The 25013-nt window shown below is 73.8% G+C and carries 21 protein-coding genes; 7 read left to right on the forward strand and 14 right to left on the reverse strand.

Annotated elements, in window-relative coordinates; all coding sequences use genetic code 11:
• Nucleotides 1–7 precede the first annotated feature (7 nt).
• The 5 genes from BLS70_RS11600 to BLS70_RS11620 all read left to right on the forward strand — a co-directional run bounded on the left by BLS70_RS11600 (nucleotide 8) and on the right by BLS70_RS11620 (nucleotide 5483).
• On the forward strand, nucleotides 8–1603 hold the full coding sequence (locus BLS70_RS11600) for a phospholipase D family protein (protein ID WP_091767694.1): 1596 nt from the start codon (nucleotides 8–10) through the stop codon (nucleotides 1601–1603).
• Between the two features lie 203 nt (nucleotides 1604–1806).
• A complete protein-coding gene (locus BLS70_RS11605; RefSeq protein WP_091767697.1) occupies nucleotides 1807–2442 on the forward strand; it encodes a hypothetical protein in 636 nt (211 codons plus the stop codon).
• 248 nt (nucleotides 2443–2690) lie between these two features.
• A complete protein-coding gene (gene leuA, locus BLS70_RS11610) occupies nucleotides 2691–4376 on the forward strand; it encodes a 2-isopropylmalate synthase (protein ID WP_091767700.1) in 1686 nt (561 codons plus the stop codon).
• Nucleotides 4377–4428: 52 nt separating this feature from the next.
• Entirely contained in the window at nucleotides 4429–4965 is a 537-nt protein-coding gene (locus tag BLS70_RS11615; protein ID WP_091767703.1) for an RNA polymerase sigma factor, read from the forward strand.
• The gene (locus tag BLS70_RS11620) at nucleotides 4962–5483 is read left to right on the forward strand and encodes a VOC family protein (protein ID WP_091767706.1); all 522 of its coding nucleotides are present in this window, start codon (nucleotides 4962–4964) and stop codon (nucleotides 5481–5483) included. The genes BLS70_RS11615 and BLS70_RS11620 overlap by 4 nt, the downstream gene beginning before the upstream one ends.
• Before the next feature lie 10 nt (nucleotides 5484–5493).
• On the opposite strand, the gene mnhG is transcribed toward BLS70_RS11620, so the two are convergent.
• The 13 genes from mnhG to BLS70_RS11685 form a co-directional block, all read right to left on the reverse strand.
• Nucleotides 5494–5943, reverse strand: coding sequence for a monovalent cation/H(+) antiporter subunit G (gene mnhG / locus BLS70_RS11625; protein WP_091767709.1), 450 nt, complete (start codon nucleotides 5941–5943; stop codon nucleotides 5494–5496).
• Entirely contained in the window at nucleotides 5940–6281 is a 342-nt protein-coding gene (locus tag BLS70_RS11630; RefSeq protein ID WP_091767712.1) for a monovalent cation/H+ antiporter complex subunit F, read from the reverse strand. Before BLS70_RS11630 ends, mnhG begins: the two co-directional genes overlap by 4 nt.
• Nucleotides 6278–6868: a Na+/H+ antiporter subunit E gene (locus BLS70_RS11635; RefSeq protein ID WP_255362413.1), complete on the reverse strand. Its 591-nt coding sequence runs from the start codon at nucleotides 6866–6868 to the stop codon at nucleotides 6278–6280. Before BLS70_RS11635 ends, BLS70_RS11630 begins: the two co-directional genes overlap by 4 nt.
• A complete protein-coding gene (locus tag BLS70_RS11640) occupies nucleotides 6865–8658 on the reverse strand; it encodes a Na+/H+ antiporter subunit D (RefSeq protein WP_091767715.1) in 1794 nt (597 codons plus the stop codon). Before BLS70_RS11640 ends, BLS70_RS11635 begins: the two co-directional genes overlap by 4 nt.
• A complete protein-coding gene (locus BLS70_RS11645; RefSeq protein WP_091767719.1) occupies nucleotides 8655–9179 on the reverse strand; it encodes a Na(+)/H(+) antiporter subunit C in 525 nt (174 codons plus the stop codon). Before BLS70_RS11645 ends, BLS70_RS11640 begins: the two co-directional genes overlap by 4 nt.
• Nucleotides 9176–12052, reverse strand: a complete 2877-nt coding sequence (locus BLS70_RS11650) for a Na+/H+ antiporter subunit A (RefSeq protein WP_091767722.1) — start codon at nucleotides 12050–12052, stop codon at nucleotides 9176–9178. Before BLS70_RS11650 ends, BLS70_RS11645 begins: the two co-directional genes overlap by 4 nt.
• A 118-nt stretch (nucleotides 12053–12170) precedes the next feature.
• A complete protein-coding gene (locus BLS70_RS11655; protein WP_091767725.1) occupies nucleotides 12171–13991 on the reverse strand; it encodes an ABC-F family ATP-binding cassette domain-containing protein in 1821 nt (606 codons plus the stop codon).
• Nucleotides 13992–14087: 96 nt separating this feature from the next.
• Nucleotides 14088–15992, reverse strand: a complete 1905-nt coding sequence (locus BLS70_RS11660; protein WP_091767728.1) for a clostripain-related cysteine peptidase — start codon at nucleotides 15990–15992, stop codon at nucleotides 14088–14090.
• A 108-nt stretch (nucleotides 15993–16100) separates the two neighbouring features.
• Nucleotides 16101–16988: a transglutaminase family protein gene (locus BLS70_RS11665; RefSeq protein WP_255362414.1), complete on the reverse strand. Its 888-nt coding sequence runs from the start codon at nucleotides 16986–16988 to the stop codon at nucleotides 16101–16103.
• Nucleotides 16985–17935: an alpha-E domain-containing protein gene (locus BLS70_RS11670; protein ID WP_091767731.1), complete on the reverse strand. Its 951-nt coding sequence runs from the start codon at nucleotides 17933–17935 to the stop codon at nucleotides 16985–16987. The genes BLS70_RS11665 and BLS70_RS11670 overlap by 4 nt, the downstream gene beginning before the upstream one ends.
• A complete protein-coding gene (locus BLS70_RS11675) occupies nucleotides 17929–19554 on the reverse strand; it encodes a circularly permuted type 2 ATP-grasp protein (protein ID WP_091767734.1) in 1626 nt (541 codons plus the stop codon). The genes BLS70_RS11670 and BLS70_RS11675 overlap by 7 nt, the downstream gene beginning before the upstream one ends.
• A gap of 10 nt (nucleotides 19555–19564) precedes the next feature.
• Nucleotides 19565–20365 (reverse strand): class I SAM-dependent methyltransferase, encoded by an 801-nt coding sequence (locus BLS70_RS11680; RefSeq protein ID WP_255362415.1) that lies wholly within the window; start codon nucleotides 20363–20365, stop codon nucleotides 19565–19567.
• Nucleotides 20362–21378: a methylenetetrahydrofolate reductase C-terminal domain-containing protein gene (locus tag BLS70_RS11685; RefSeq protein ID WP_255362416.1), complete on the reverse strand. Its 1017-nt coding sequence runs from the start codon at nucleotides 21376–21378 to the stop codon at nucleotides 20362–20364. Before BLS70_RS11685 ends, BLS70_RS11680 begins: the two co-directional genes overlap by 4 nt.
• A 109-nt stretch (nucleotides 21379–21487) precedes the next feature.
• Between BLS70_RS11685 and BLS70_RS11690 the strand changes: the two genes are divergently transcribed.
• Together BLS70_RS11690 and BLS70_RS11695 are read left to right on the forward strand one after the other, a co-directional pair.
• Nucleotides 21488–23014: a Mur ligase family protein gene (locus BLS70_RS11690; RefSeq protein WP_091767740.1), complete on the forward strand. Its 1527-nt coding sequence runs from the start codon at nucleotides 21488–21490 to the stop codon at nucleotides 23012–23014.
• A gap of 94 nt (nucleotides 23015–23108) precedes the next feature.
• Nucleotides 23109–24137, forward strand: a complete 1029-nt coding sequence (locus BLS70_RS11695; RefSeq protein ID WP_091767742.1) for a pirin family protein — start codon at nucleotides 23109–23111, stop codon at nucleotides 24135–24137.
• A gap of 67 nt (nucleotides 24138–24204) precedes the next feature.
• On the opposite strand, the gene BLS70_RS11700 is transcribed toward BLS70_RS11695, so the two are convergent.
• A complete protein-coding gene (locus BLS70_RS11700; protein WP_091767745.1) occupies nucleotides 24205–24960 on the reverse strand; it encodes a VOC family protein in 756 nt (251 codons plus the stop codon).
• Nucleotides 24961–25013 lie beyond the last annotated feature (53 nt).

Below are 25013 nucleotides of genomic sequence, written 5' to 3' on the forward strand. Positions count from 1 at the left end.
TCACCCGGTGGACGACCCCAGCGAGTGGCTGCTGACCTCGGAGGAGCGCGGCAATCCCGCCAGCGGGCTCCCGGCGTGGACGGAGGGGAACCTGGTCCGCCCCTTGGTGCACGGCGTCACCTACTTCGACCGGCTGGTCGAGGAGGTCGAGAAGCTGGGCGAGGGCGACCGCGTCTGGTTCACCGACTGGCGGGGCGATCCCGACGAGCGGCTGCGCCCCGACGGCCCCACGGTGGACGAGCTCTTCAGCGCCGCCTCGCACCGCGGGGTGGACGTGCGCGGCCTTGTCTGGCGCTCGCACGCCGACGCCATGTCGTTCAGCGCGGAGGAGAACCGGTCCCTGGACGTGGAGATCGAGGAGGACGGCGGCAAGGTCATCCTCGACCAGCGGGTGCGCCGCGCGGGGAGCCACCACCAGAAGATCGTGGTCATCCGCTGCCCGGCGGACCCGTCCCGGGACGTCGCCTTCGCCGGCGGGATCGACCTGTGCCACAGCCGCCGGGACGACGCCGAGCACGGCGGGGACCCGCAGGCGGTGTCCATGTCCGATGCCTACGGCCCGACCCCTCCCTGGCACGACATCCAGGCGGAGATCCGCGGGCCGGCCGTCGCCGTCCTGGAGACCGTGTTCCGCCAGCGGTGGGCCGACCCGACCAACCCGGACAGCGGGAATCCCATCTCGTACGTCATCGACCGGCTCCGGCGGGCGCGGCTCGACGCCGATCCGCTGCCGCCGGAACTGCCGGCGTCGCCCCCGTGCGGCCCGCACCTGGTGCAGACGTTGCGCAGCTACCCCAAGATCCGGCCGCCGTACGACTTCGCCCCTGACGGCGAGCGGTCGATCGCCCGCGGCTACTCGAAGGCGGTCAAGCGGGCCCGGCGGCTGATCTACCTGGAGGACCAGTACCTGTGGTCGGCCGAGGTGGCGCAGCTGTTCGCGGACGCCCTCGAGGCCAACCCGGACCTGCACCTGGTCGTCGTGGTGCCGCGACTGCCCGACCAGAGCGGGTCGTTCAACGCGACGCCCCAGTACATCGGCCGCCGGCAGGCGATCGACCTGTGCGTGAAGGCCGGGGGTGAGGAGCGGGTGCACGTCTTCGACGTCGAGAACCACGCGGGCACCCCGGTGTACGTGCACGCCAAGGTCTGCGTCGTCGATGACGTGTGGGCCAGCATCGGCAGCGACAACTTCAACCGCCGGTCCTGGACGCACGACAGCGAGCTCTCCACCGCCGTGCTGGACACCGCGCGGGACCCGCGGGAGCCCACCGATCCCGGAGGCGCCGGCGACGGCGCGCGCATCTTCGCCCGGGACCTGCGTCTGGAACTGGCCCGCGAGCACCTGGACCTCGCCCCCGACGGGAGCGAGGACCACCTGGCGGTCGACCCGGGGCGCTTCGTGGCGACGTTGGAGTCGCGCGCGGAGGCCCTGGCGGACTGGCACGACGGTGGCCGGCGCGGACCCCGCCCACCCGGCCGCCTCCGCCCGCACCGGCCCGAGAAGCTGTCCCGGTTCACGCGGCTGTGGGCCACCCCGGTGTACCGCCTCCTGGTGGACCCGGACGGTCGCCCCCTCCGCCTGCGCATCCGCAAGGAGTTCTGAGCGCGAACGCGGCGGGGCCCCGGGGCGGCAGGTGCCCCCGCACAGTCGGTCTCTGCCCAGCACGGTGGGCAGAGACCGACTGTCCACGGGCACATGTCCCGTCCCCTCCTCGCGCTGTGCCCCGCACTGTGGGCAGAGGCCGACTGTCCACAGATGGACGCCGAGAGGAGCTCGCACGTCCCGGTCGACGGACGATCGGCCGCGTGTCCGCCGCCGCCTTCGACCTCGCCGGTGCTGTGCGGCGCATCCGCCGGCGTGCCGACTGCTCCCAGCGAGAACTGGCCGCCGGGATCGGTGCGTCCAAGTCGGCGATAGCCGCGGCCGAGACAGGGGCAGCGGGGCTCGACGCCAGGCTGCTCGCCTCGGCGGCGCACCTCGCCGGACTGCGGCTCGCACTGCTCGATGACGCCGGCGCGGAGGTGCACGGCATGCACCCGGACGGCGTGCGGGATCGCGGTGGGCGGCGATTTCCGGCCCATCTGGACACCGTGCTCAGCGAGCAGCGCGCGTCGCGGTGGGAGCACCGGCCGGGCCTTCGGCAGCCGACGTACACGTTCGACCGCCGGGACCCGTGGCAGGCCGCGGAGACCCACGCACGGAGCCGGCCCGACCACCTCCTGCCGCACCCGGGCGACTCCCCGGAGGAGCGGGCGGCGGCCCGGCGACACGCCGCTCGGGAGCGTGCCCGGGACGAGCGGGACATACGGGTGGCGGCCGGGGAGCGGCGCCCGGCGGAGGCCTTCACCTGCAGCTGCCCACCGGCGTGCGACGAGCTCGAGGACTGGTCCGGCCGACCGGTCCATGCCGACGACTGCCCGTGTCGCTGCGACGTGGGCTGACCCGCTGCTACCGTGGGCGCGTGCGCGGCAGCCTCCTGCTTACCCGCCGCGGCGAGGCCCTCTCCTAGGTCGGCCCCCTCGCCGCGGTGTCTGCCGTGACGCTGCCCTCCATGACGGAGCGCGTTCCCGGCGCCTGCTGACCGCCCCACCGGAGCTGAGTCCAGCCCGCGCCAGAGGAGCCCTGTCCAGTGAGCACGAACCCGCGCCCCGCCCATCCCCATGTCCGCCATCCGCAGCAGCCCTCGCGGATGCCCATCCACCGCTACGCGCCCTTCACCCCGGTCGTCCTGCCCGACCGGACGTGGCCGGACACGGTCACCACCCAGGCCCCGCGCTGGTGCGCGGTCGACCTGCGCGACGGCAACCAGGCCCTGATCGACCCGATGACCCCCGACCGGAAGCGGCGGATGTTCCAGCTGCTGGTCGACATGGGCTACAAGGAGATCGAGGTCGGCTTCCCCGCGGCCAGCCAGACCGACTTCGACTTCGTCCGCCAGCTCGTCGAGGAGGACCTGGTCCCCGACGACGTCACCATCCAGGTGCTGACCCAGGCGCGCGACGAGCTGATCGAGCGCACCTTCGAGTCCCTGCGCGGCGCGAAGCAGGCGATCGTGCACCTCTACAACTCCACCAGCACCCTGCAGCGCCGCGTCGTCTTCGACTCCGACCGCGCCGGGATCATCGACATCGCCGTGCACGGGGCCCGCGTGGTGCGGAAGTTCGCCGAGCAGATGGGCGACACCGACATCCGGTTCGAGTACTCCCCCGAGTCCTTCACCGGCACCGAGCTCGACTTCGCCGTCGAGATCTGCGACGCCGTGACCGACGTCTGGGAGCCCACCCCCGACCGGCCGACGATCCTGAACCTGCCGGCGACGGTCGAGATGGCCGAGCCGACCGTCTACGCGGACCAGATCGAGTGGATGCACCGCAACCTGGGCCGACGCGACTCCGTCGTCCTGTCCCTGCACCCGCACAACGACCGGGGCACCGCCGTCGCCGCCGCCGAGCTGGGCTACCGCGCCGGCGCCGACCGCATCGAGGGCTGCCTGTTCGGCAACGGCGAGCGCACCGGCAACGTCGACCTGGTCACGCTGGGCCTCAACCTGTTCAGCCAGGGCATCGACCCGCAGATCGACTTCTCCGACATCGACGAGATCCGCCGCACCGTCGAGTACTGCAACCAGCTGGGCGTCCACGAACGGCACCCCTACGGCGGCGACCTGGTCTACACCGCCTTCTCCGGCTCCCACCAGGACGCGATCAACAAGGGCTTCAAGGCGCTGGACGCCGACGCCGCGGCCGCCGGCACCACCATCGACCGCATGCCGTGGGCCGTGCCGTACCTGCCGATCGACCCCAAGGACGTCGGCCGCAGCTACGAGGCGGTCATCCGGGTGAACAGCCAGTCCGGCAAGGGCGGCGTCGCCTACATCATGAAGACCGAGAACCACCTCGACCTGCCCCGCCGGCTGCAGATCGAGTTCAGCGCGGTCATCCAGCAGCACACCGACGACGAGGGTGGCGAGGTCACCGCCGCGCAGATGTGGGCGGCGTTCTCCAACGAGTACCTGCCCGACCCCGACGCCCCGTGGGGCCGGTTCGGCCTGGCCGGGCACCGGCACACCGCGAACGGGGACCAGTCCGACGAGATGGTCGTCGAGCTCGTGGACGCAGGCGTCCCGGTGACACTGGAGGGCCGGGGCAACGGGCCGATCGCCGCGTTCGTCGACGCCCTGCACAGCGTCGACGTCGACGTACGCGTGCTCGACTACGCCGAGCACGCCCTCTCGGCCGGCGGCGACGCGCGCGCCGCCGCCTACGTCGAGTGCGCCGTCGGCGACCGGGTCCTCTGGGGCGTCGGGATCGACGCGAACATCGTCACCGCGTCCCTGCGCGCGGTCGTCTCGGCGGTCAACCGGGCCCAGCGCTGAGAAGTTCGTCGTCAGGGCGTCGGAGAACCCGGCCTCCGGACGACGGAGGGACATGAGCAGCCCGGGATCGCGCGCGGTGGCACCACCGCCCGATCCCGGGCTGCTGTCGCTCTACGACCGCGCGCTGCCGGAGGTCTACGGCTACCTGCTCGCACGCTGCGGCCAGCGGGCACTCGCCGAGGACCTCACCGCGGAGACCTTCCTCGCCGCCGTCCGCGCCGAGGCCGACGGCGCCGCCCCCACCACCGTGCCCTGGCTGATCGGCACCGCCCGGCACAAGCTCGTCGACCACTGGCGGCGCCTGGAGCGCGAGCAGCGGGGGCTGCGGCTCCTTGACGGCGGCGACCAGCACACCGAGGACCCCTGGGACGACGAGCTCGACAGCCTGCGCGCCCAGCAGGTGCTCGGGCAGCTCTCCCCTGGCCACCGCGCCGCACTGACGCTGCGCTACCTCGACGACCTGCCGGTGTCCCAGGTCGCCGGGCACCTGGGCCGCACCCTCCACGCCACCGAGGCGCTGCTCGTCCGCGCCCGCACCGCCTTCCGCCGGCTCTACGAGTCCACCGAGCAGCCGGGAGGTGCCCCGTGACCGATCCCGAGAGGGCTTTCCGGTCCCTGGCCCGCCCCGTGACCCCCGTCGACCCCGAACCGGGGTACGCCGCCGCGCTGCGCGACCGCCTGCGCCGCGCCCTCCTCCAGACCCCGTCCACCGAACCCAGGAGCCCCGCCGTGCCCGCACTCATCCCCTACCTCGTCGTCCGGGACGCCCGCGCCGCGATCGACTTCTACGCCGAGGCGTTCGGCGCCCGCACCGTGGGCGACCCCTACGTCGACGGCGACCGCATCGGCCACGCCGAGCTCGAGCTGGCCGGCGCCACCCTGTACCTCGCCGACGCCTACCCGGAGTACGGCCTCGAGGGGCCGGGCGAGGCCAAGCCCCCGGTCTCGCTGCACCTGACCGTGCCGGACGTCGACGCCGTCATGGACCGGGCCGCGGCGGCCGGGGCGACCGTCGAGCGTCCGGCCACCGACGAGCCCTACGGCCGGGGCGGACGGCTCATCGACCCGTTCGGCCACCGCTGGATGGTGCAGTCGCCGCAGGGGTAGGACCACCGGCTCAGTCCGGCGCGAGGTCCCCGTCCTCGCGGCGGCTCTCCACGAGGGCGCGCGCGGGCTCCTCCGGTGGGGCGTCGGCCGGCTCGTCACCGCGGTACAGCCGGTCGGAGGCCTCGCCGGTGCGCAGCTCGTCGACGAACAACCGGTCACGGCGGACGTGCCGCCGCCGGTAGGCGACGCGGCTGATCATGTGCGCGCTCACCGGGGCGGTCAGCATCTGGAAGACCGCCACCAGCAGCAGCATCCAGGTCGCCGACCACCCCTGCAGCCGGATGGCGGCCCCCACCATGATCAGCAGGACCCCGAGCACCTGCGGCTTCGTGCCGGCGTGCATCCGGGTGAGGACGTCCGGAAAGCGCACCAGGCCCAGCCCCGCGGTCAGGCAGAGGAACGCCCCGAGCAGCAGCAGCACCACGGCGAGGACGTCCGCGGCGGTCTGCACCTCGCTCATCGGTCGGCCTCCAGGCTGCGGGCGATGCGTTCCTCGCCCGCCTCGGGCAGCCCGACGTCCTGCCCGTCACCGGTCGAGGAGACGAGCATGCCGCCGATGTACCGGGCCACCGAGACCGACCCGACGAACGCGAGCAGCGACACCACGACGAGGACCGGGACGACGGTCGGGTCCCGCTGCAGGCCGGCGTGCACCGCCAGCCCCGCGGCGATGATCACCAGCAGCGTGTCGGTGGCCACCACCCGGTCCAGCAGGGACGGCCCGATGCCCAGCCGCACGAGGGCGAGCAGCGCACCGACGCCGAGCAGGCCGTAGGCCAGCCAGTAGACGACGGTCACGGTGTCCTCCTCCCGGTGCCCGCGACGCCGGTGCCGGGCGCGGAGTCCAGCGACGCGATCTCGTCCGGCGACCCGAAGGCACGCACCACGCGCTCCTCCTCGGCGAGCACCGCGTCGCGCTGGCGCTCCACGTCGCTCTGGTCGCGCACGTGCAGGATGTGCAGCGCGATGGTCCGGTGCTCCCGGTCCAGGTCGATCACCATCGACCCCGGCACGAGGGTCAGCGACTCGGTGAGGATGGTCAGCAGCAGGTCCGAGTCGGTGCGCAGCTGTACCGTGATGATCGCGCTCCGGTCGATGCCGGTGGGCCGCACGGTCTGCCACGCCACCAGCGCACCGGAGCTGACCAGGTCGACGACGAAGTGGACCAGGAACCGCACCAGGGCGACGGGGCGCACGCGGGCGCCACCGACCACGGGCGGCAGGGGCAGCAGCAGCGTGACGCCCAGGGCGACGAGCACGCCGCTGATCAGGTTGGCCCACGACCACGTCCCCCAGAGCAGGTTCCACACCAGCACGAGCCACAGCAGCAGCGGCAGCTGGTGCCGCAGGTGGTGCCCGGTCACCGGCGTCGGCTCGGCGCTCACTCCACGTCCTCCTCACCGAAGACCGCGGACATGTAGGGCGTCCGGTCGAGCAGGTCGCCGGCCGCGCGGTCGGCGACGGCGTACAGCGGGCCCGCCACGGCGGTGAGACCCACGGTCACCACGACCATCGCCGCCGTTGCCCCGACCATCACCCGGGGCAGCGGCTGCAGCGGCCGCTCGCGACCGCCCTCCGGCTCGTCGCCGAGGCCGTCGGTGGCCGGCGTGGACGCCGTCGCGACCGCGGTGTGCCGCTTCCAGGCGGCCTGCCGGGCGGCCTGCCGGCCACCGCGAGCGGAGGACGCCGACGAGCCGCCGGGGCCCGGACCTGCATCCGCACTCCCGTCGGTCTCCCCGCCGTCCGCATCGGTCCCGGCGGCGCCGGGTGCGTCGGCGGCCACCGCGGCCGGCACGATCTCCGGGCCGGCGTCCGCCGCGGCGGCATCGTCGGTGTCGTCCTCCGGCGCCTGCGTCGGGGGGCGCCAGAAGGCGCGGTTCCACACGCGGGACATGGCCAGCAGGGTCAGCAGGCTGGTGACCGCGCCGCCCCCGACCAGGACGACCGGGAGCCATCCGCCGTCCGCGATCCCGGCCTCGAGCAGCCCCAGCTTCCCGATGAAGCCCGAGAACGGCGGGATGCCCGCGAGGTTCATCGCCGGGACGAAGTACAGGATCGCCAGCAGCGGGGACCCCACCGCCAGCCCGCCGAGCCGGTCGACGGAGGTGGAGCCGCCCTGGCGCTCGACGAGCCCGGCGACGAGGAAGAGCGTCGTCTGGATCGCGATGTGGTGGACGACGTAGAAGATCGCCCCCGCCAGCCCCGCCTGCGAGGCCAGCGAGATGCCGAAGATCATGTAGCCGATGTGGCTGACCAGGGTGAAGGACAGGATCCGGCGGATGTCGGTCTGCGCGACCGCACCGAGGATGCCGATGACCATCGTCGCCAGGGCCGCCCACATGAGGACGTCGTCGAACGCGTCGCCGGGGAACAGCAGCGTCTGGGTGCGGATGACCGCGTAGACGCCGACCTTGGTGAGCAGGCCGGCGAACACCGCGGTGACCGGCGCCGGCGCCGTCGGATAGCTGTCGGGCAGCCAGGCCGACAGCGGGAACACCGCGGCCTTGATGCAGAACGCGATCAGCAGCATCGCCTGCAGCAGCAGCTGGGTGCCATCGGGCAGCTCCTGCAGCCGGACGGCGAGCTGGGCCATGTTGACCGTGCCGGTCGCGGCGTACACCAGCGCGATGGCGGCCAGGAAGAGGATCGAGCTGAGCAGGCTGACCACGATGTAGGTGATGCCCGCACGGATGCGCGGCGCGGACCCGCCCAGGGTCAGGAGCACGTAGCTGGCCGTCAGCAGGATCTCGAAGCCGACGTAGAGGTTGAACAGGTCACCGGCCAGGAAGGCGTTGGCCACACCGGCGATCAGCACCAGGAACGTCGGGTGGAAGATCGAGATCGGCGTCTCCTCGTCGCCGTCGGCAGCGCCCTGCCCGACCGCGAAGATCAGCACTCCGAGCGCGACCGTCGCCGCCACCACCAGCATCAGGGCCGACAGCCGGTCGACCACCAGCACGATCCCCAGGGGCACCGGCCAGCCCCCCACGGAGACGGCCGCGGCGCCGTCGGCGTCCGCGAGGACCAGCAGCGCGACCGACACGACCAGCACCGCCGAGAGCACCAGGATGCTGAGCACGCGCTGCGTCATGGGGTGCCGGCCGCCGACGAGGAGGGCCACCGCGGCCCCGAGGAGCGGCAGCAGCACCGGCAGCGGGGTGAGGACGCTGATCACCGCTGCTCCCCGCGCGTCGGGGGCAGGTCGACGTCGTCGGACGGGATGCCCGCGTAGTCCCGGGCCAGGACGCGCTCCACGTCCTCGGCCGGCATCGAGTCGGCGTGCATGGCCGGCCGGTCCTCGGGCGCCAGGTCGTCCGGGTCGATCTCGTCGGCGTCGGTGGACGAGCGGCGGGCGACGCGGCGGTCCTCCTCGTCGACTCCGACCACCTCCTGCCGCACCAGGCGCCAGGAGCGGTAGATGAGCGCCAGCAGGAAGGAGGCGATCCCGAAGGTGATGACGATCGCGGTGAGGATCAGCGCCTGCGGCAGGGGATCGCTCATCTCCCCGGGCTCGGCGTACCCCAGGATCGGGGCCAGCCCGGAGGGTCCACCGGCCGACAGCAGGAGCAGGTTGGTGGCGTTGCCCAGCAGCAGGAAGCCCAGCAGCACGCGGGTGAGGCTGCGGTCCAGCAGCAGGTAGACGCCGGCGGCGTACAGGCCGCCGATGATCACGGGCAGGACGACGGTGGGGGTCATCGGACGATCACCTCTCCGGGGCTCACGTCGATGGGGTCGTCCTCGTCGGCCTGGCGGTCGAGCTCGGCGCCCAGGCTGCGCAGGATGTCCAGCACCAGGCCCACGACGATCAGGTAGACGCCGATGTCGAAGAACAGCGAGGTCACCAGCTTCACGTCGCCCAGGACCGGGAACGTGTTCTCGAGGATCGCCGTCTGGAGCACCTCGGCCCCCAGCATGAGCCCCACGACGCCGGTCCCGCCGGCGAACAGCAGTCCCGCTCCCAGGAGCAGGCCGGGATCGACCGGGGCGGCCTCACCCAGCTCGTACCGGCCGCCCGCCAGGTAGCGCAGCACCAGCGCGAGCCCGGCGACCAGACCGCCGGCGAAGCCGCCGCCCGGTTCGTTGTGCCCGCTGAACAGGAGAAACAGCGAGAACACCAGGATCGTGTGGAACAGGATCCTGGTGATCACCTCGAGGATCACCGACCGCCGCTCGGGCGCGAGCGCGGCCGTGGCCGAGAGCCACTGCCCGCGGGGAGCGCGGCGCGAGGAGCGCTCCTGCCGCGCCAGCTGCACCGGGTCCAGGCGGTCGACGGCGCCGGTCCGCCGGCGCAGGAAGACGAGGCTGGCCACGCCGGTGGCGGCGACGACCACCAGGGACAGCTCGCCCAGGGTGTCCCAGGCGCGGATGTCGACCAGCGTCACGTTGACGATGTTCTGACCGCCGCCGAAGCGGTACGCCTCGTCCGGGTAGGCCACGGACACCGGCGTCGCGGTCCGCGCGCTCATCGCCACCGCGCCGGCCGCCGCCATGAGCACGCCGACGGCGACCGCGATGACGCCCCGGCCGGCCCGCTCCCGGGGGCGGTGCCGGTCGGTGATGTCCTTGGGCAGCTTGCGCAGGACCAGCACGAAGACGACGAGGGTCAGCGTTTCGACGAGGAACTGGGTGAGCGCGAGGTCGGGTGCGCCCTGCAGCGCGAACAGCACCGCCAACGCGTAGCCGGTGACGCCCACGACGAGGACCGCCGACAGCCGCTGGCGGATGCGGAGGGCGAGCACGGCGGCGATGAGGGCCACCGCCCCGACGAGCGCCTGGATCGGGCTGTCCCACGCCCGCCACTCCCCCGGCCACGGCGCCCGGAACAGCAGGACCGAACCCGGGAGGGCGATGACGACGACCAGGATCGTGCCCAGGTAGGCCGGCAGCGAGCCGCGCTGCGTCGTCCCGGTGACCAGGACCGACAGGCGGTCCAGGCCCTGCAGCGTGTTCCAGTAGCCCTCGTCGGCCGACGCCCCCACGGCCACCCGCCGCTGGAAGCGGTTGATCGGTGCGCGCAGGGCGAAGACCGCGTAGCCACCGAGCAGGGTGACCGCGGAGAGCGCCAGCGCCGGCTGCAGCCCGTGCCAGAGCGCCAGCTTCTCCGCCTCGGGGGCGATCAGCGGCAGCTCCTCGGCGTAGCCCGCGGCCAGCGGCTCGAGCAGCGGGCTCGCCGGCCCCAGCACCAGGCTCGCCAGCGCGAGCACCGCCGGCGCGGCCAGGAAGAGCGCGGCCGGCGGGTGGACGAGCTCGGTGTCCGCGCACCCCGGCTTACGGGTGAAGGCGCCCCACAGGAACCGGAAGGTGTAGGCCGCGGTGATCACTGAGCCCAGCACCAACCCGGCCAGCTCCAGCAGCGCGGTGGTGCGGTCGGGCAGCCCGCCGTCCAGCAGCGCGGTGAACGCCGCCTCCTTGCCGACGAAGCCGAGCAGCGGCGGAACGCCGGCCATGGAGGCGCCGGCGAGCCCGCCGATCACGGCCAGCACGGGCAGCCGGCGGCCCAGCCCGGACAGCACCCGGAGGTCGCGGGTGCCGGTGGCGTGGTCGACGACGCCGACGGTGAGGAAGAGCGTGGACTTGAACAGGGCGTGCGCGACCACCATCGCCAGCCCGGCGGCGGCCATCTCCTGGCTTCCCGCGCCGACCAGCACGACGAGGAAGCCGAGCTGGCTCACCGTGCCGAAGGCCAGCAGCAGCTTGAGGTCGTTCTGCCGGATCGCCCGGTAGCCGCCGACCAGCATGGTGGCCAGCCCCAGCACCAGCACGAGCGGCCGCCACCCGGGCACCTCGGCGAACCCGGGGGCGAACCTCGCCACCAGGTACACGCCGGCCTTCACCATGGCCGCGGCGTGCAGGTAGGCGCTGACCGGCGTCGGCGCCTCCATCGCGGCGGGCAGCCAGAAGTGGAACGGGATCAGCGCGGACTTGGTGATCGCCCCGACCAGCACCAGCACGGTGCCGGCGATCAGGAACGGCCCGTCGCCGGGGTTCGCGACGACCTCGGACAGCAGGTAGCTGCCGCTGGTCTCGCCGATCATGAGCAGCCCGATGAGCATCGCCAGGCCGCCGGCGGTGGTCAGGATGAGCGCCTGGCTCGCCGCCCGCCGGGCCGCCAGGCGGGCGCCCGAGCCGCCGATGAGCAGGTAGGAGAAGACGGTGGTCAGCTCCCAGAACACGTAGAGCAGGAGCAGGTCGTCGGCGAGCACCAGGCCGAGCATCGAGCCCGCGAACGCCGTCATGACGCCGGCGAAGCGGCCGATGCCCTCGTCGTCGGGCTCGAAGTAGCGGGCGCAGTAGAGCAGGACCAGCGCGCCGACGCCGGTGACCAGCGCGGCCAGCGTCAGAGACAGGGCGTCCAGCCGGAACGCGAGCTCCAGGTCCAGGGTCGGCACCCACGGCGTCGTCTCCCGGACCTCGCCGCCGCCGGTGACGGTGCCCACCTGCGTCATCACCCAGGCGAAGCCGGCCGCGGGGACGAGCGCGAGGACGAGGAAGGCCTGCCGTCCCCACCAGCGCACGAGCAGCGGAGCAGCCGCCGCGGCAACCAGGTGGGCGATCAGCAGTGCGAGCACGGGTCTCCGGGAGTCTCGAGGGGCTCGGGGACGACCACAGACGTCGGGGGACACCGGCGGTGCCCATCAGGTTACCGGGCACCCGCCCCGTGCCGCCGGTCGCGACCGGGTAGGGGCCTCAGCCCTCGGCGAGCTCCGAGGCCGTCAGCCATGCCTCCTCGACCTCGTCCTTCTCCGCGCGCAGCGCCTTGAGCTGCGCATCGAGCTCGGCGGCCTTGGCGTAGTCGGTCGCGGCGGCGGCGAGCTGCTCGTGCAGCTTCTTCTCGTCGGCGTCCAGCTTGAGCATGCGGCGCTCGAGCCGGCCGACCTCCTTCTTCGCCGCCCGCGCCTCCGCGGCCGAGACGGCGGGACCGGCGGTCGAGGGCGCGCCGACCGGGCGGGGACCCCCGCTGCCGGCTGCCGTCGTCAGCGGTGCACCGCCGGCCGCCCGCCGGCGCAGGTACTCGTCCACCCCGCCGGGCAGCTCGGCGAGCGTGCCGTCGCCCAGCAGGGCGACGACCTTGTCGCACACCCGGTCCACGAAGTACCGGTCGTGGCTGACCACCAGCACCGTGCCGGGGAAGCTGTCGAGCAGGTCCTCCAGCGCCGTGAGGGTGTCGATGTCCAGGTCGTTGGTCGGCTCGTCGAGCACCAGGACGTTCGGCTCGGCCATGAGCAGCCGGAGCAGCTGCAGCCGCCGCCGCTCGCCGCCCGAGAGGTCGCCGACCGGCGTCCACTGCCGGTTCGCCGCGAAGCCGAACCGCTCGGCCAGCGTCGAGGCGGAGATCTCCTGGTTGCCGATCCGCGCGATCCGGGCGACGTCCTGGACGGCCTCCAGCACCCGCGCCTTCGGGGGCAGCTCGGTGACGTGCTGCGACAGGTAGGCCGGCGCGACTGTCTGCCCGACCACGATCGACCCGGCGTCGGGCTTCGTCTCCCCCACCAGCAGCTTGAGCAGCGAGGTCTTGCCCGCGCCGTTGACCCCGACGATGCCGATCCGGTCGCCCGGGCCGACGTTCCAGGTGAGGTCGCGGAAGAGCGTGCGCGGGCCCTCGTCCGTGGGGACCGCGTAGTCGACGTGCTCGAGCTCGTAGACGGTCTTGCCGAGCCGCCGGGCGGCGAAGCCCTTGAGCGCCATCGCGTCGCGCGCCGGAGGCTCGTCGGCGATCAGCGCCTGCGCGGCCTCGATGCGGAACTTCGGCTTGCTGGTCCGGGCCGGCGGGCCGCGCCGCAGCCAGGCCAGCTCCTTGCGCACCAGGTTCTGCCGCCGCTCCTCGGTGACCGAGGAGATCCGCGCCCGCTCCGCCCGTGCCAGCGTGTAGGCCGAGTAGCCGCCGTCGTAGGCGTGCACGTTCCCGTCGGCGACCTCCCACGTCGTGGTGCAGACCTCGTCGAGGAACCACCGGTCGTGGGTGACGACGACGAGGCCGCCGGCGCGCTGGTTGACGTACTCGGCCAGCCAGGCGACGCCCTCGACGTCGAGGTGGTTGGTCGGCTCGTCGAGCACCAGCAGGTCCAGCGGCCGGATCAGCTGGGCGGCCAGCGCCACCCGGCGCCGCTCGCCACCGGACATCGGGGCGACCGGCGCGTCCAGGCCCATCCGGTCGAGCTCCAGCCCGGCGAGCACGCTGCGGACGGCGGGATCGGCGGCCCACTCGTGCTCGCTGGCGAACATGGTCGTGGGGAGGACGACGTCGCGCACCGTCGTCCCCTCGGGCAGGGTGCCCAGCTGGTCGAGCACGCCCATGGCGAGGTCGCCGCGGCGGGTGACCCGACCGGAATCGGGCTCGTCGGTGCCGGTCAGCAGGGACAGCAGGGTGCTCTTGCCGCCACCGTTGCGGCCCACGACGCCGATTCGCTCGCCCGCGGCGACGCCCAGGGAGACGTCGTCCAGGATCACGGTCGTGCCGTGCGCCTTGTGCACCCGCTCGAGGTTGACCAGGTTCAGGGGTGCGCTCATCGTCCCCAGTATCCCCCGGCCCTGGTGACGGGATGGAACGGCGCCCTCCAGGGGCCCGCGACGAGCCCGCGAGGCGTGGGGAGCAGGGCGGTCCTCCTAGGGGACGACGACCTCCGCGTCCACCGAGTCGCTGTTGCCGCCGAAGTCGGTGACCGACAACTGCGCGTACAGCGGGGTGCCGCTCGCCAGCGTCTCGAAGTCGTACTGCAGGTTCGGCAGGTCGGCGAACAGCCCGACGTCGGTGGCCGGCTCCCACGACTGCGTGCCGTCGGGGGTGACCACGAGCAGCTTGGGCACGATGATCCCGGCCGGGTCGGCGGTGAGCTCGCCGTAGGTGCCGGCCTCCGTGTAGCCGTAGTAGGTCTCGTTCAGCACGTCGCCGGACTCGGGGTCGAAGGTGATGCTGAGCGTGACGTCGCGGTACTCCTCCTGCTCGCCGGGCTCGTAGTACGCCAGCGGCACGTCGATCGTGGCGACCTCGGCCTCGTCGTCGTAGGTCAGCGTGAGGTAGGCGTACGAGGTGTCCTCGCCGTCGCTGATCGTCATGACCGTGAGGTCGTAGATCCCCAGCACGTCGCCGGAGCCGTCCTCGGCGACCTCCGCCTGCTCCTCGCCGAAGAAGGTGATCGAGCCGTCCTCGCCGAGCTCGCCGTAGCTGATCGCGGCCGACACCACGGCGTCGGCGGCCGCGTCGTCGAAGGTCGCGGAGAAGTTCAGGCCGTCCTCGTCGAAGACCACCTGCGCGCCGCCGTCACCGGCGAAGGACGCCCGCCGGTCCTCCGGGAGCTCCTCGCCGGCGCCGAAGTAGCTGGACAGGAAGCCGCCCCAGGCCTGTGCGCTCTCCACCGAGGCGTAGTCCTCGTCGAGCAGGTCCTCGGTCGGCGGGAAGTAGATGGACAGCCCGCTGGCGCCCAGCGCCGCGGGCCCGGCCACCTTGTAGGGGACGGCGTCGTTGATCGCCCGGATCAGCGCGTCGGCCTGGTCGGAGACGTCGAGGGCGTCCGCGCCGATCTCCGAGGCGAGCAGTCCGAGGTCGGCCATGTGGGTGTCGACGGTCGGGTCGGGGTCGCGCCCGAAGGAGAGCACCTCGGCGCGCTCGCGGCCGACGACCGGGGCGACGTCCGCGGCCCGCTCGCTGAGGGCCTCGCTGAAGTCGGCGACGGCGGCGTCGACGTCCCCCATCCGGTTCAGGTCGACCATGGAGAGGGTGATGTCCGCGCCGGTGCCCTCTGCCTCCGCCTGGGCGGCGAAGCCGTCGACGATCGCCGTCCCCAGGGTGTCGACGTCGACGTCCGGGTCGTCCGCAGCGACCTGGAAGGCCCGGTAGTCCCAGCCGTGGCCGGGCTCGAGCTCCTGGCTGGCGATCATCCGGTCGGCCAGGGGCGCCATCGTGCTGGCCGTCTCGTAGGTGGCCATGAGGCAGGCGTCGAAGCCGAGCAGGTCCAGCTTGTCCAGCCCCGCCTGCTCGAGCCCGTCGCCGATGCCGCTGCGCAGCTCCTCGAGGGTGAGCGTGCTGTTGCCCGAGCCCTCGTCACCGCCCAGCCCCGGCCAGGAGGCGCCGTGGTCGCTGATGACCAGCGCGTAGTGCTCGGCGGGGTGGTCGGCGATGCCCTGGGCGATGAAGTCGGCCAGCGGCGCCGGCTCGCCGGTGTCGACGTCGCCGAGCTCCTCCAGCTCCTCGGCGCTGCCCTGCCCGATCGAGACGTACTTCGCGCCCACCCAGTCGTCGATGCCCAGCATCGGATCGCTGCTGTAGTCCTCGGCGCGGTCGACCATGGCCGCCACCTGCAGGTTCTCCCCCGAGCCGACCTCGGCGAACTCCGCCAGGTCGGCGAGCAGGTAGGGCTCCAGGTCGGTGTCGGCGATGGAGTAGACGAGCACCGTCCACCCCTCGCCCTCGGCCGCCGCCTCGCGCACCTCCGGCTCGTCGGATCCGCTCGTGCACCCCGCCGCCACCAGCACGCACGCCGCCGCACCCAGGACAGACCACCGACGCCGCATGAACCCTCATCCCCGTCCGCCCGTACCGGACCGGCCGGGCACCCGCGGCATCCTGGCAGGTGGCGGGGCTGTAGTCACTCCATCCCGGCGCGGGATGCCGGATCGTGCTCAGGCGAGCCGGGTGACCTCGACGGTGACGGTGTGCCCCTCGCTGCGGGGGCCGGAGAACAGCCCCTTGAACGGGGGGACGTCGCCGTAGTCCCGGCCGCGGCCGAGGGTGACGTGCCGGTTGCCGATCGGGACGGAGTTCGTCGGGTCGAAGCCGTTCCAGCCGCCGTCCCACCACTCCACCCAGGCGTGGCTCTCGCCGGTCACCACGGCGCCGACCTCGCCGTCGGGCCGCGGGTGCAAGTACCCGGAGACGTAGCGGGCCGGCATGCCCAGCGCGCGCAGGATGCCGACGGTGACGTGGGTGATGTCCTGGCAGACGCCCTTGCCCGAGCGCCAGGCCTGCATCGCGTTGGTCTTCACGTTCGTCGAGCCCGACAGGTACTCCATGTGGTCGTGCACGAACCGGCACACCAGCGGGCCGGCGTCCTGCGGCCGGCCGTCGCCCACGAGCTCCCGGGCGGCAGCGACGACGTCCTCGTCGATGGCGGTGAGCACCGTCGGGGCGAGCAGCTCGCCGAACTGCTCGCGCACCTCCCGGCCGGCCAGGGCCGCCCACCCCAGCCGGTCGTGCGCGGCCAGGTCCGGGCCCGCCTCGACGATGGAGGTGCCGGTGACCACGAGTTCGGCGTGCGGGGTGTGCAGGTCGAAGGCGGTCACCGTCGAGCCCCAGTAGTCGCGGTAGGGGTAGGCGGTGGCGCCGGGCTCGATCTCGACCCGCGAGCGCAGCGTCGTCTGCCGGGCGCTGTTCTCCGGTGTGAGCCGCGCCTCGTTGTAGGACGAGCGCACCGGTCCGTTGTAGTGGAAGCGGGTGCGGTGCACGATCTGCAGCCGCCAGCGGGAGCCGGGGGTGCGCGCGACGGGCGCCTGCGTCTGGAACTGCGTCACCCTGCCTCCTCCGGCACCCACACCTGCGGGGCCTGTTCGGTGAAGAACCGGTGGGTCACCGCGGCGCTGGCCGCCGAGGAGGTGCGCTGCAGCTCCTCCAGCCGGGCCGGCAGCTGCGCCAGCAGATCGGGCGTGCTCATGAACTCCAGCATCGTGCGGGCCCGGCCGACGATGCGGTGGGCCTCACCGGCGACACCGACCCGGGCGGCGTCGCGGACGGTCGAGCGCTGCAGCTCGGCCAGGCACGCCTCGGCCTGCTCGAGCGAGGCGAACACCGAGCGCGGGAACAGCCGGTCCAGCAGCAGGAACTCCGCGGCCCGGCTGGAGTCGACCACGCCCCGGTAGGTGCGCAGGTAGGGCTCGTAGGCGCCGGTGGAGCGGAGCACCAGCGTCCACGACGGCGCCGCGTCGCCGGCCAGCACGCGGGTGGACAACATCCGCGAGGTCATGTCGACCCGCTCCAGCGAGCGGCCCAGGATGAGGAACAGCCAGCTCTCGTCGCGGCTCATCGTGGCGTCGGCCAGCCCGAAGACCATGGCGGAGCGCTCGCGGACGAACCGGAACAGCGAGTGCGGCCCGTACCGGCGGGCCATCGTGCGCTGCTGCGGCAGGGCGTTGTGCGTGACGTTCAGCGACTCCCAGATCTCCGCGCTGAGCACCTCGCGAGCGCCTCGGGCGTTCTCGCGGGCGGCCGACAGGGCGCCCACGATCGAGCTGGGGCTGGACCGGTCGAAGGCGAGGGAGGCCAGCACCCGCTCGGTGTCGGCCTCCGGCTCGGGGACCGGGGAGCCCATCAGCGCCAGCAGGTTCGCGCACGCCCGTCGCTCGTCGATCCACGGGTCCTCGACCAGCCGCTGGGTGTGGACGTCGAGGATCCGGGCGGTGTCGTCGGCGCGCTCCACGTAGCGGCCGATCCAGAACAGCGACTCCGCGATCCGGCTCAGCACGGCGCGACCACCCCCGGGGCCACCATGGCCAAGGTGGCCCCTTGCTGCTGTTGCTGGGACTGGGCCAGGGCGTTGTCGTTGACCGGGCCGGGGTCCGGCACCGGCGGCTCCTCGGGCAGGTCGGCGGGGGTGAACTCGACGGTGGTGAGGTCCCGCGCCGGCTCCTCGACGTCGCCGTCCACCGGCCGCGGGCGGCTGAGCACCCAGGTGTCCTTGGAACCGCCGCCTTGGCTGGAGTTCACCACCAGCTCCCCTTCGGGCAGGGCGACCCGGGTGAGACCGCCGGGCAGCACCCACACCTTGTCGCCGTCGTTGACCGCGAACGGCCGCAGGTCGACGTGCCGCGGGGCGATCCGGCCGCCCACCAGCGTCGGGCAGGTGGACAGGCCGATCGGCTTCTGCGCGATCCAGTCGCGCGGGGTGGCGCGGACCTTGACGGCCAGCTCCGCCAGCGTCTTCTCGTCGGCTCGCGGCCCGATGACGATGCCCTTGCCGCCCGAGCCGTCGACCGGCTTGAGCACCAGCTGGTCGAGGGACTCCAGCACCCACTCGACGGTGTCCCGGTCGTCGAGCCGGTAGGTCTCGGCGTTCTGCAGCACCGGCTCCTCGCCCAGGTAGTACCGGACGAGGTCGGGCACCCAGGTGAAGAGCAGCTTGTCGTCGGCGACGCCGTTGCCCACGGCGTTGGCGATGGTGACGCGACCGGCCCGGGCGGCGTTGAGCACCCCGGCGCAGCCGATCACCGAGTCCGGGCGGAAGTGCACCGGGTCGAGGAACTCGTCGTCGATGCGCCGGTAGATGACGTCGACGCGGCGCTGGCCGTCGGTCGTCCGCATGCTCACCTGGTTGCCGGCGCAGACCAGGTCGCGGCCCTCGACCAGCTCGACGCCCATCTGGCGGGCCAGCAGCGCGTGCTCGAAGTAGGCGGAGTTGTAGACACCGGGGGTGAGGACGACGACCGTCGGGTCGGCGACGTTCGAGGGCGCGCTCGCCTTCAGCGCTGCCAGCAGCCGGGTCGGGTAGTCGTCGACCGGCTGGATGCGGTGGTCGGCGAACAGCTCGGGCAGCACCTGGCTCATCGCCGCGCGGTTGGTGATGACGTAGCTGACCCCTGACGGGGAGCGCAGGTTGTCCTCCAGCACGCGGAAGTCGCCGGCCTCGTCGCGCACCAGGTCGATGCCGCTCACGTGCACGCGGACGCCGTTGGGCGGGACCAGCCCGTGCGCCTGGCGGTGGAAGTGGGCGCTCGTCGTCACCACGCTGCGGGGCACGACCCGGTCGGCGAACACCTGGCCGGCGCCGTAGACGTCGGCGAGGAAGGCCTCCAGCGCGTGCACCCGCTGGGCGACGCCGCCCTCGATGACGTCCCACTCGTCGGCCCCGATGACCCGCGGCACGATGTCCAGCGGGAAGGGCTGCTCCTCACCGGCGTGGGCGAAGGTCACCCCGGCGTCCCGGTAGGTCTGGCTCAGCAGGTCGGCCCGGGCGGCGAGCTCCTCGCCGGCGATCGGCTGCAGCGAGGCGAACAGGCCGGAGTACGGAGGCCGCGGATCCCCGACGGCGCCGAACATCTCGTCCCACTGCTGCCCCAGGAGGTAGCCGTCGAAGAGGTCCGCCATGGGCGAGAACCTAGTTCGGGGATGTGTCCCGCGCGTTTCGGCCGGTGGCGACGGCGGTGGCGACGGCGAGCCAGGGCCGCAGTGAGCCGTCGGACAGCAGCCGGCCCACCCGGCCGGAGTTCTGCTGCGCCTGGACGAACGCCGGATCCTGCCCGTGCCGGCGCTCGACCTCCGCGTCGACGGCGTCGGCCGCGCGGGTCCACTCCTCCGGACTGTCGGCGAGGTCGGCCTCGGTCACCTCGAGCACCTCGAAGCCGGCCGCGGCCAGGAGCTCCCGGGTCTCCGCCTCCGACGGGAACTCGTTGCCCTCCGGTGCCGCGGAGGTGAGCGGGCCGTCGGCGACGAACACCAGCAGGCCGAGCCGGGCGCCGTCGGTGAGCACCCGGCGCAGCTCGCGCAGCGCACCCGCCTTGTCCGAGGTCGTGCAGAGGACGCCCAGGCACACCGCGGCGTCGAACGACGCGTCGGCGAAGGGCAGCTGCTGGCCCATGGCCACGACCGAGCGCAGGCCGAACAGCCGCCGAGAGGCCCGCACCGCGGCGGCCATCGGCTCGGCGCAGACCGGCCGCACGCCCCGCTCCGTGGCCAGCCAGGCGGCCGGCCCACCCACGCCCGCACCGGAGTCGAGCACCCGGCCGTCCGGGCGGAGCGCCAGCCGGTCGGCCAGCCAGCGCAGCGCGCCCTCGCTGCCGCTCCCCCGGCAGCCGGCCGGGATCGCGGTCTCCGCCCCGAGCGCCCGCACGGCCTCCTCGGTCCAGCCGGCGACGGTGTCGAACTCCGCCTCCATGGCCTCGCTCTCGAGCTCGGTCACGCCCTGCCCCTCAGTTCCGTCGCGACCGCTGCCTTCACGCGCGCACCGTCGTCCTCACCCCGGCCCGAGCCCATCCCGGACAGGTTGACGCCGACGACGCCGTCGACGGCCAGCAGAGCCTGCGCCTCCTCGACGGCGGCCGCGATGCCGGCCGCACGCGGGTCGGGCGAGGCCAGCACCCGCTCGACCCGGTCGTCGTCCAGCTGCAGCCCGGGGAAGCGCTGCAGCACGCGGGCCGAGCGCTCGTCGGTGTAGACGGCGACGCCCGCGACGAACGGCAGCGTCGCCCCGGCCGCCCGTGCCGCGGCGACGAAGGCGGCCGCCCGCGCCGGCGTGCGCACGTGGTTGAGCACGCACAGCTGCGCCCCGGCCCGCTGCTTCACCGCGACCCGGGCGGGACGCGCGGCGACCGGCGGCGCCTCGGGCGACTCCGGCACGGCGACGGCCAGGCCCGCCCCGGCGGCGAGCGCGGCCAGCCGCGGGCCGTCGAGGTCGAAGACCTGGCTGGACCCGGGCCGGACGCCGGGGCCGCGCGCGTCGCCGGTGACGCACAGGACGCCGTCGACGCCGAGGGCAGCGAGCCCGGACAGCTCCTGCTCGAGCACCACGCGGTTGCGGTCGCGGCAGGCCAGCGTCGTCCAGAGCCGACCGCCCGCGGCGTGCACCCGCGCGGCCATCATCGTGGGCGGGACGTCGGGGCGGTTGGCGTGCTCGCCGGCCAGCAGGGCGTCGGAGACCGGCGCCAGCACCTCGACGACACGACGCACGGAGTCGGCGTCGTAGGGCGCGGTCGACAGGTCGGTGAGGACGACGGGGCCGCGGGCGGCAGCGGCGAGGAGCGCACTGGTCGCGGCCGGCTCGACGGGCGGGTCCGGCCAGGCCGGCAGTGGGCCGTCGAGGAAGACGCAGCGGTGCTCGGCGGCCTCGCAGCGGCCGTCGGTCCGCACCCCGCCGCACGGGCCGAAGACCATGCGCTTGGGGCAGCCGAGCCGGGGTGGGAGGAGGTCCGGCACCGTCCAGCCGTGTCCGCTGCGGCTGCCGGTGAAACCCGGTCGGGGACGTCGGAGCGCGCTGCGGGCCTCTCGGCCTGCGGATCGGTGGGACGCAACCTACCGTCGGAGCGTGCCTGCGCCCGACGTCGCGTGGTCCGCGGTCGAGGCGCGGGCCCGCACTGCCGCTGCCGGACCGCTCGTGCGGACCGGGGAGGACGCGCTGCTCGTCCGCGGCCTCGTGAGCGACTCGCGAGCCGTGGTGCCCGGCTGCCTGTTCGCCTGCGTCCCGGGCGCCAGCAGCGACGGCCACCGCTTCGCCGCGGCCGCCGCGGCCGCGGGTGCCGCCGCCCTGCTGGTCGAGCACCCCGTCCCGGTGCCGCTGCCGCAGCTGGTGGTGCCGTCGGTCCGCGCCGCGCTCGGGCCGGTCGGTGCGCTGCTGGCCGGCGACCCGTCGGCGGAGCTCCGGATCGTCGCGGTCACCGGCAGCAACGGGAAGACGACGACCAGCACGCTGATCCGTGGAGTCCTCGACGCGGGCGGGTGGCCGACCGGGGTGGTCACGACCGTCGGCGCGAGGTTCGGCGACCAGCTCCGCGACACCGCGCTCACCACCCCCGAGGCCCCCGAGCTGCAGGCGACGCTGCGCTGGATGCTCGAGGAGGGCGCCCGGAGCGCGGTCGTCGAGGCGTCGTCCATCGCCCTGGACATGGGCCGGCTCGACGGGCTGGCGTTCGAGGTGGCGGTGTTCACCGGCTTCGAGGAGGACCACCTCGACCACCACGGCACGCTGGAGCACTACTGGGCCAGCAAGGCGCGGCTGTTCGAGCCCGATCGGGCGACAGCCGGCGTCGTCGTGGTCGACGAGCCGTGGGGGCGGCGGCTGGCCGACCAGGCCCGCATCCCGGTCGTCCGGGTCGGGACCGCCCCGGGCGCGGACGTGCGGGTGCTCGACTCGCTCAGCGACGCGTCCGGCACCCGCGTGCTGCTCGCCGACGGCGACGGGGTGCACCTGCTGGCCACCTCCCTCGTGGGCCGGATGCACGTCACCAACATCGCCGCCGCCTGGGCCGCCGGGCGCCTGCTCGGCGTGCCCGCCCCCGACGTCGTCGCGGGCCTGGCCGCGGTCGTTCCCCCGCCGGGGCGGAACACCGTGCTGCGGACCCCTGGTGCTCCGCTGGTGGTCGTGGACTACGCGCACACGCCCGGGGCACTCGAGCTCGCGCTGGAGACCGCGCGCGGTCTGGCCGACCCCGGCGGGCGGGTGCACCTCGTCCTGGGAGCCCGGGGCCGGCGGGACCGCTACAAGCGCCAGGGCCTCGGGACGGCGGCGCGCGCGGCCGACGAGGTGTGGCTGACCAACGAGGGCAGCCACGGCGAGGACCCGGCGGCGATCGTGGCCGAGCTGCGGACGGGGCTGCTGGGCGCCGAGGCGACGGTCCGGACCGTGCTCGACCGCTACGAGGCGATCACCTCCGCGGTCTCCGCCGCCCGGCCCGGCGACGTCGTGCTGGTCGTGGGCCGGGGACACGAGACCCGGCTGCAGGACACCGCCGATCCGCGCGACGCCGTCCACTTCGACGACACCGAGGTCGCCCGCGCCGCCCTCCGCCACGAGCCGGATGCCGTGCTGGACGAGCGCGAGGCGCAGGCCTCCTGACCGCGGGGTGCGCGCCCGCCGACCGCAGGGAAGAGAACGGGGCCGGCGCAGGTTGGCGGTCTCACTAGTTGAACTCTCAACCGAGGAGGCCGGCATGCCTGCCGTCACCGTCGAGGACACCACCACCCTGGCCCGCGTCCCGCTCCCGGCGCCGGGCACGGTGCGCCGCCGGACCCGATCGGTCACCACGGCCCCGTCGGGCTTCGAGGGCGAGGGCTTCCCGGTCCGCCGCGCCTTCGCCGGCGTCGACCTCCGCGACCTGGACCCGTTCATCCACATGGACCAGATGGGCGAGGTGGAGTACGCGCCCGGCGAGCCCAAGGGCACGTCGTGGCACCCGCACCGCGGCTTCGAGACCGTCACCTACATCATCGACGGCACCTTCGAGCACGCCGACTCGCACGGCGGTGGCGGCACCATCAGCAACGGCGACACCCAGTGGATGACCGCCGGCGGCGGCGTCCTGCACATCGAGAAGCCGCCGGAGGCGCTGGTCCTCAGCGGCGGGCTCTTCCACGGCCTGCAGCTGTGGGTCAACCTGCCCATGGCGCAGAAGTGGGTGGAGCCGCGGTACCAGGACCTGCGGGCGCAGGAGTCGGTGCTGCTGGCCAGCGCCGACGCCGGTGCGCTGCTGCGCGTCATCGCCGGCGACGTCGCCGGTGCCACCGGCCCCGGGTCGACCTACACCCCGATGGCGATGGTGCACGCCACCGTGGCGCCGGGCGCGACGCTCGACCTGCCGTGGCGGCCGGACTTCAACGCCCTGATCTACGTGCTCTCCGGCGCCGGTTCGGTCGGCATCGACGGCGCACCGGTGCGCACCGGGCAGCTCGCGGTGCTGGGCCCCGGGGACACCGTGACGATCCGCGGCGCGGAGCACCAGGAGTCGCGCACGCCGGCGCTCGACGTCGTCGTCCTCGGCGGCGCACCCATCCGCGAGCCCATCGCGATGTACGGCCCGTTCGTCATGAACACGCGCCAGGAGGTCGCCGACGCCTTCGAGGACTGGCAGAAGGGGCGGCTCGGGTCCATCCCGGCCGCCTACGGACGCCGCGAGCCGGTGCCGCACGGCGCGGTCAAGGGCGAGACCGGACAGGCGACCCCGCCGGCTCCCCGAGCCTGAGCTCCGCACATGCGGTTCCCGGTCCCCCGGCGGCCACCCGCCGCCGGGGGACCCGGCACGTCACGGCTCAGTCGCCGGACACCTCCATGACCGAGAACGCCGCACCCCACGGGTCCTCGAGGACGGCGAACCGGCCGAACTCGGTGTCCTCGGCAGGGTGCAGCACCTTCCCGCCGGCACCCTCGACGGCGGCGACCGCGCCGTCGGTCGAGGCGACGGCGAAGCACACCGTCCACCCTCGCGGCAGGCCCGGCTGCACTTGGCCCAGACCACCCAGCGGGCGGTCGCCGGTGCGGAAGGTCGCGTACTCCATGCCCTCCATCGCGTCCCACTCGAACCCGAACACCGCGGTGTAGAACCGCTGGGCGCTCGCCGGGTCGTCGACGGCGCTCTCGTTCCAGACCAGGGTGCCCGGCTCGTTGTAGCGCTGGACGCCGGTGTGCTCACCGGCCTGCCAGAGCCCGAAGCCGTGCCCCTGCGGATCCAGTGCGATGACCATCGTGCCCAGCGGCCCGATCTCCATCGGCTCCACGACGACCGTGCCGCCGGCGTCGCGGATCCGGCCCGCCGTCGCCGTGGCGTCGTCGGTGGCGAAGTACGTCGTCCAGGCCGGCGAGTCGCCCTCGGCCATCAGCGGGCCGAGACCGGCGACCTGGGAGCCGTCCTTCTCCGCGTTCGCGTAGCCGCCGTACTCCTCGTCGCCGCCCGTCCAGGTCCAGCCCAGCAGGTCGCCGTAGAAGGCCTTCGCGCCGTCCATGTCCCCCGCGCCGTAGTCGATCCAGCAGGGGGTGCCGGCCGGCCAGGCGGTGTCTCGTGTGGGCATCTTGCTCCTCCTCCGATTGTGAGGAGGGTCACGCTGCCACCGGGGTCCGACAC

The organism is Blastococcus aurantiacus, assembly GCF_900102425.1.
GTDB classification, from domain to species: Bacteria; Actinomycetota; Actinomycetes; order Mycobacteriales; family Geodermatophilaceae; genus Blastococcus; species Blastococcus aurantiacus.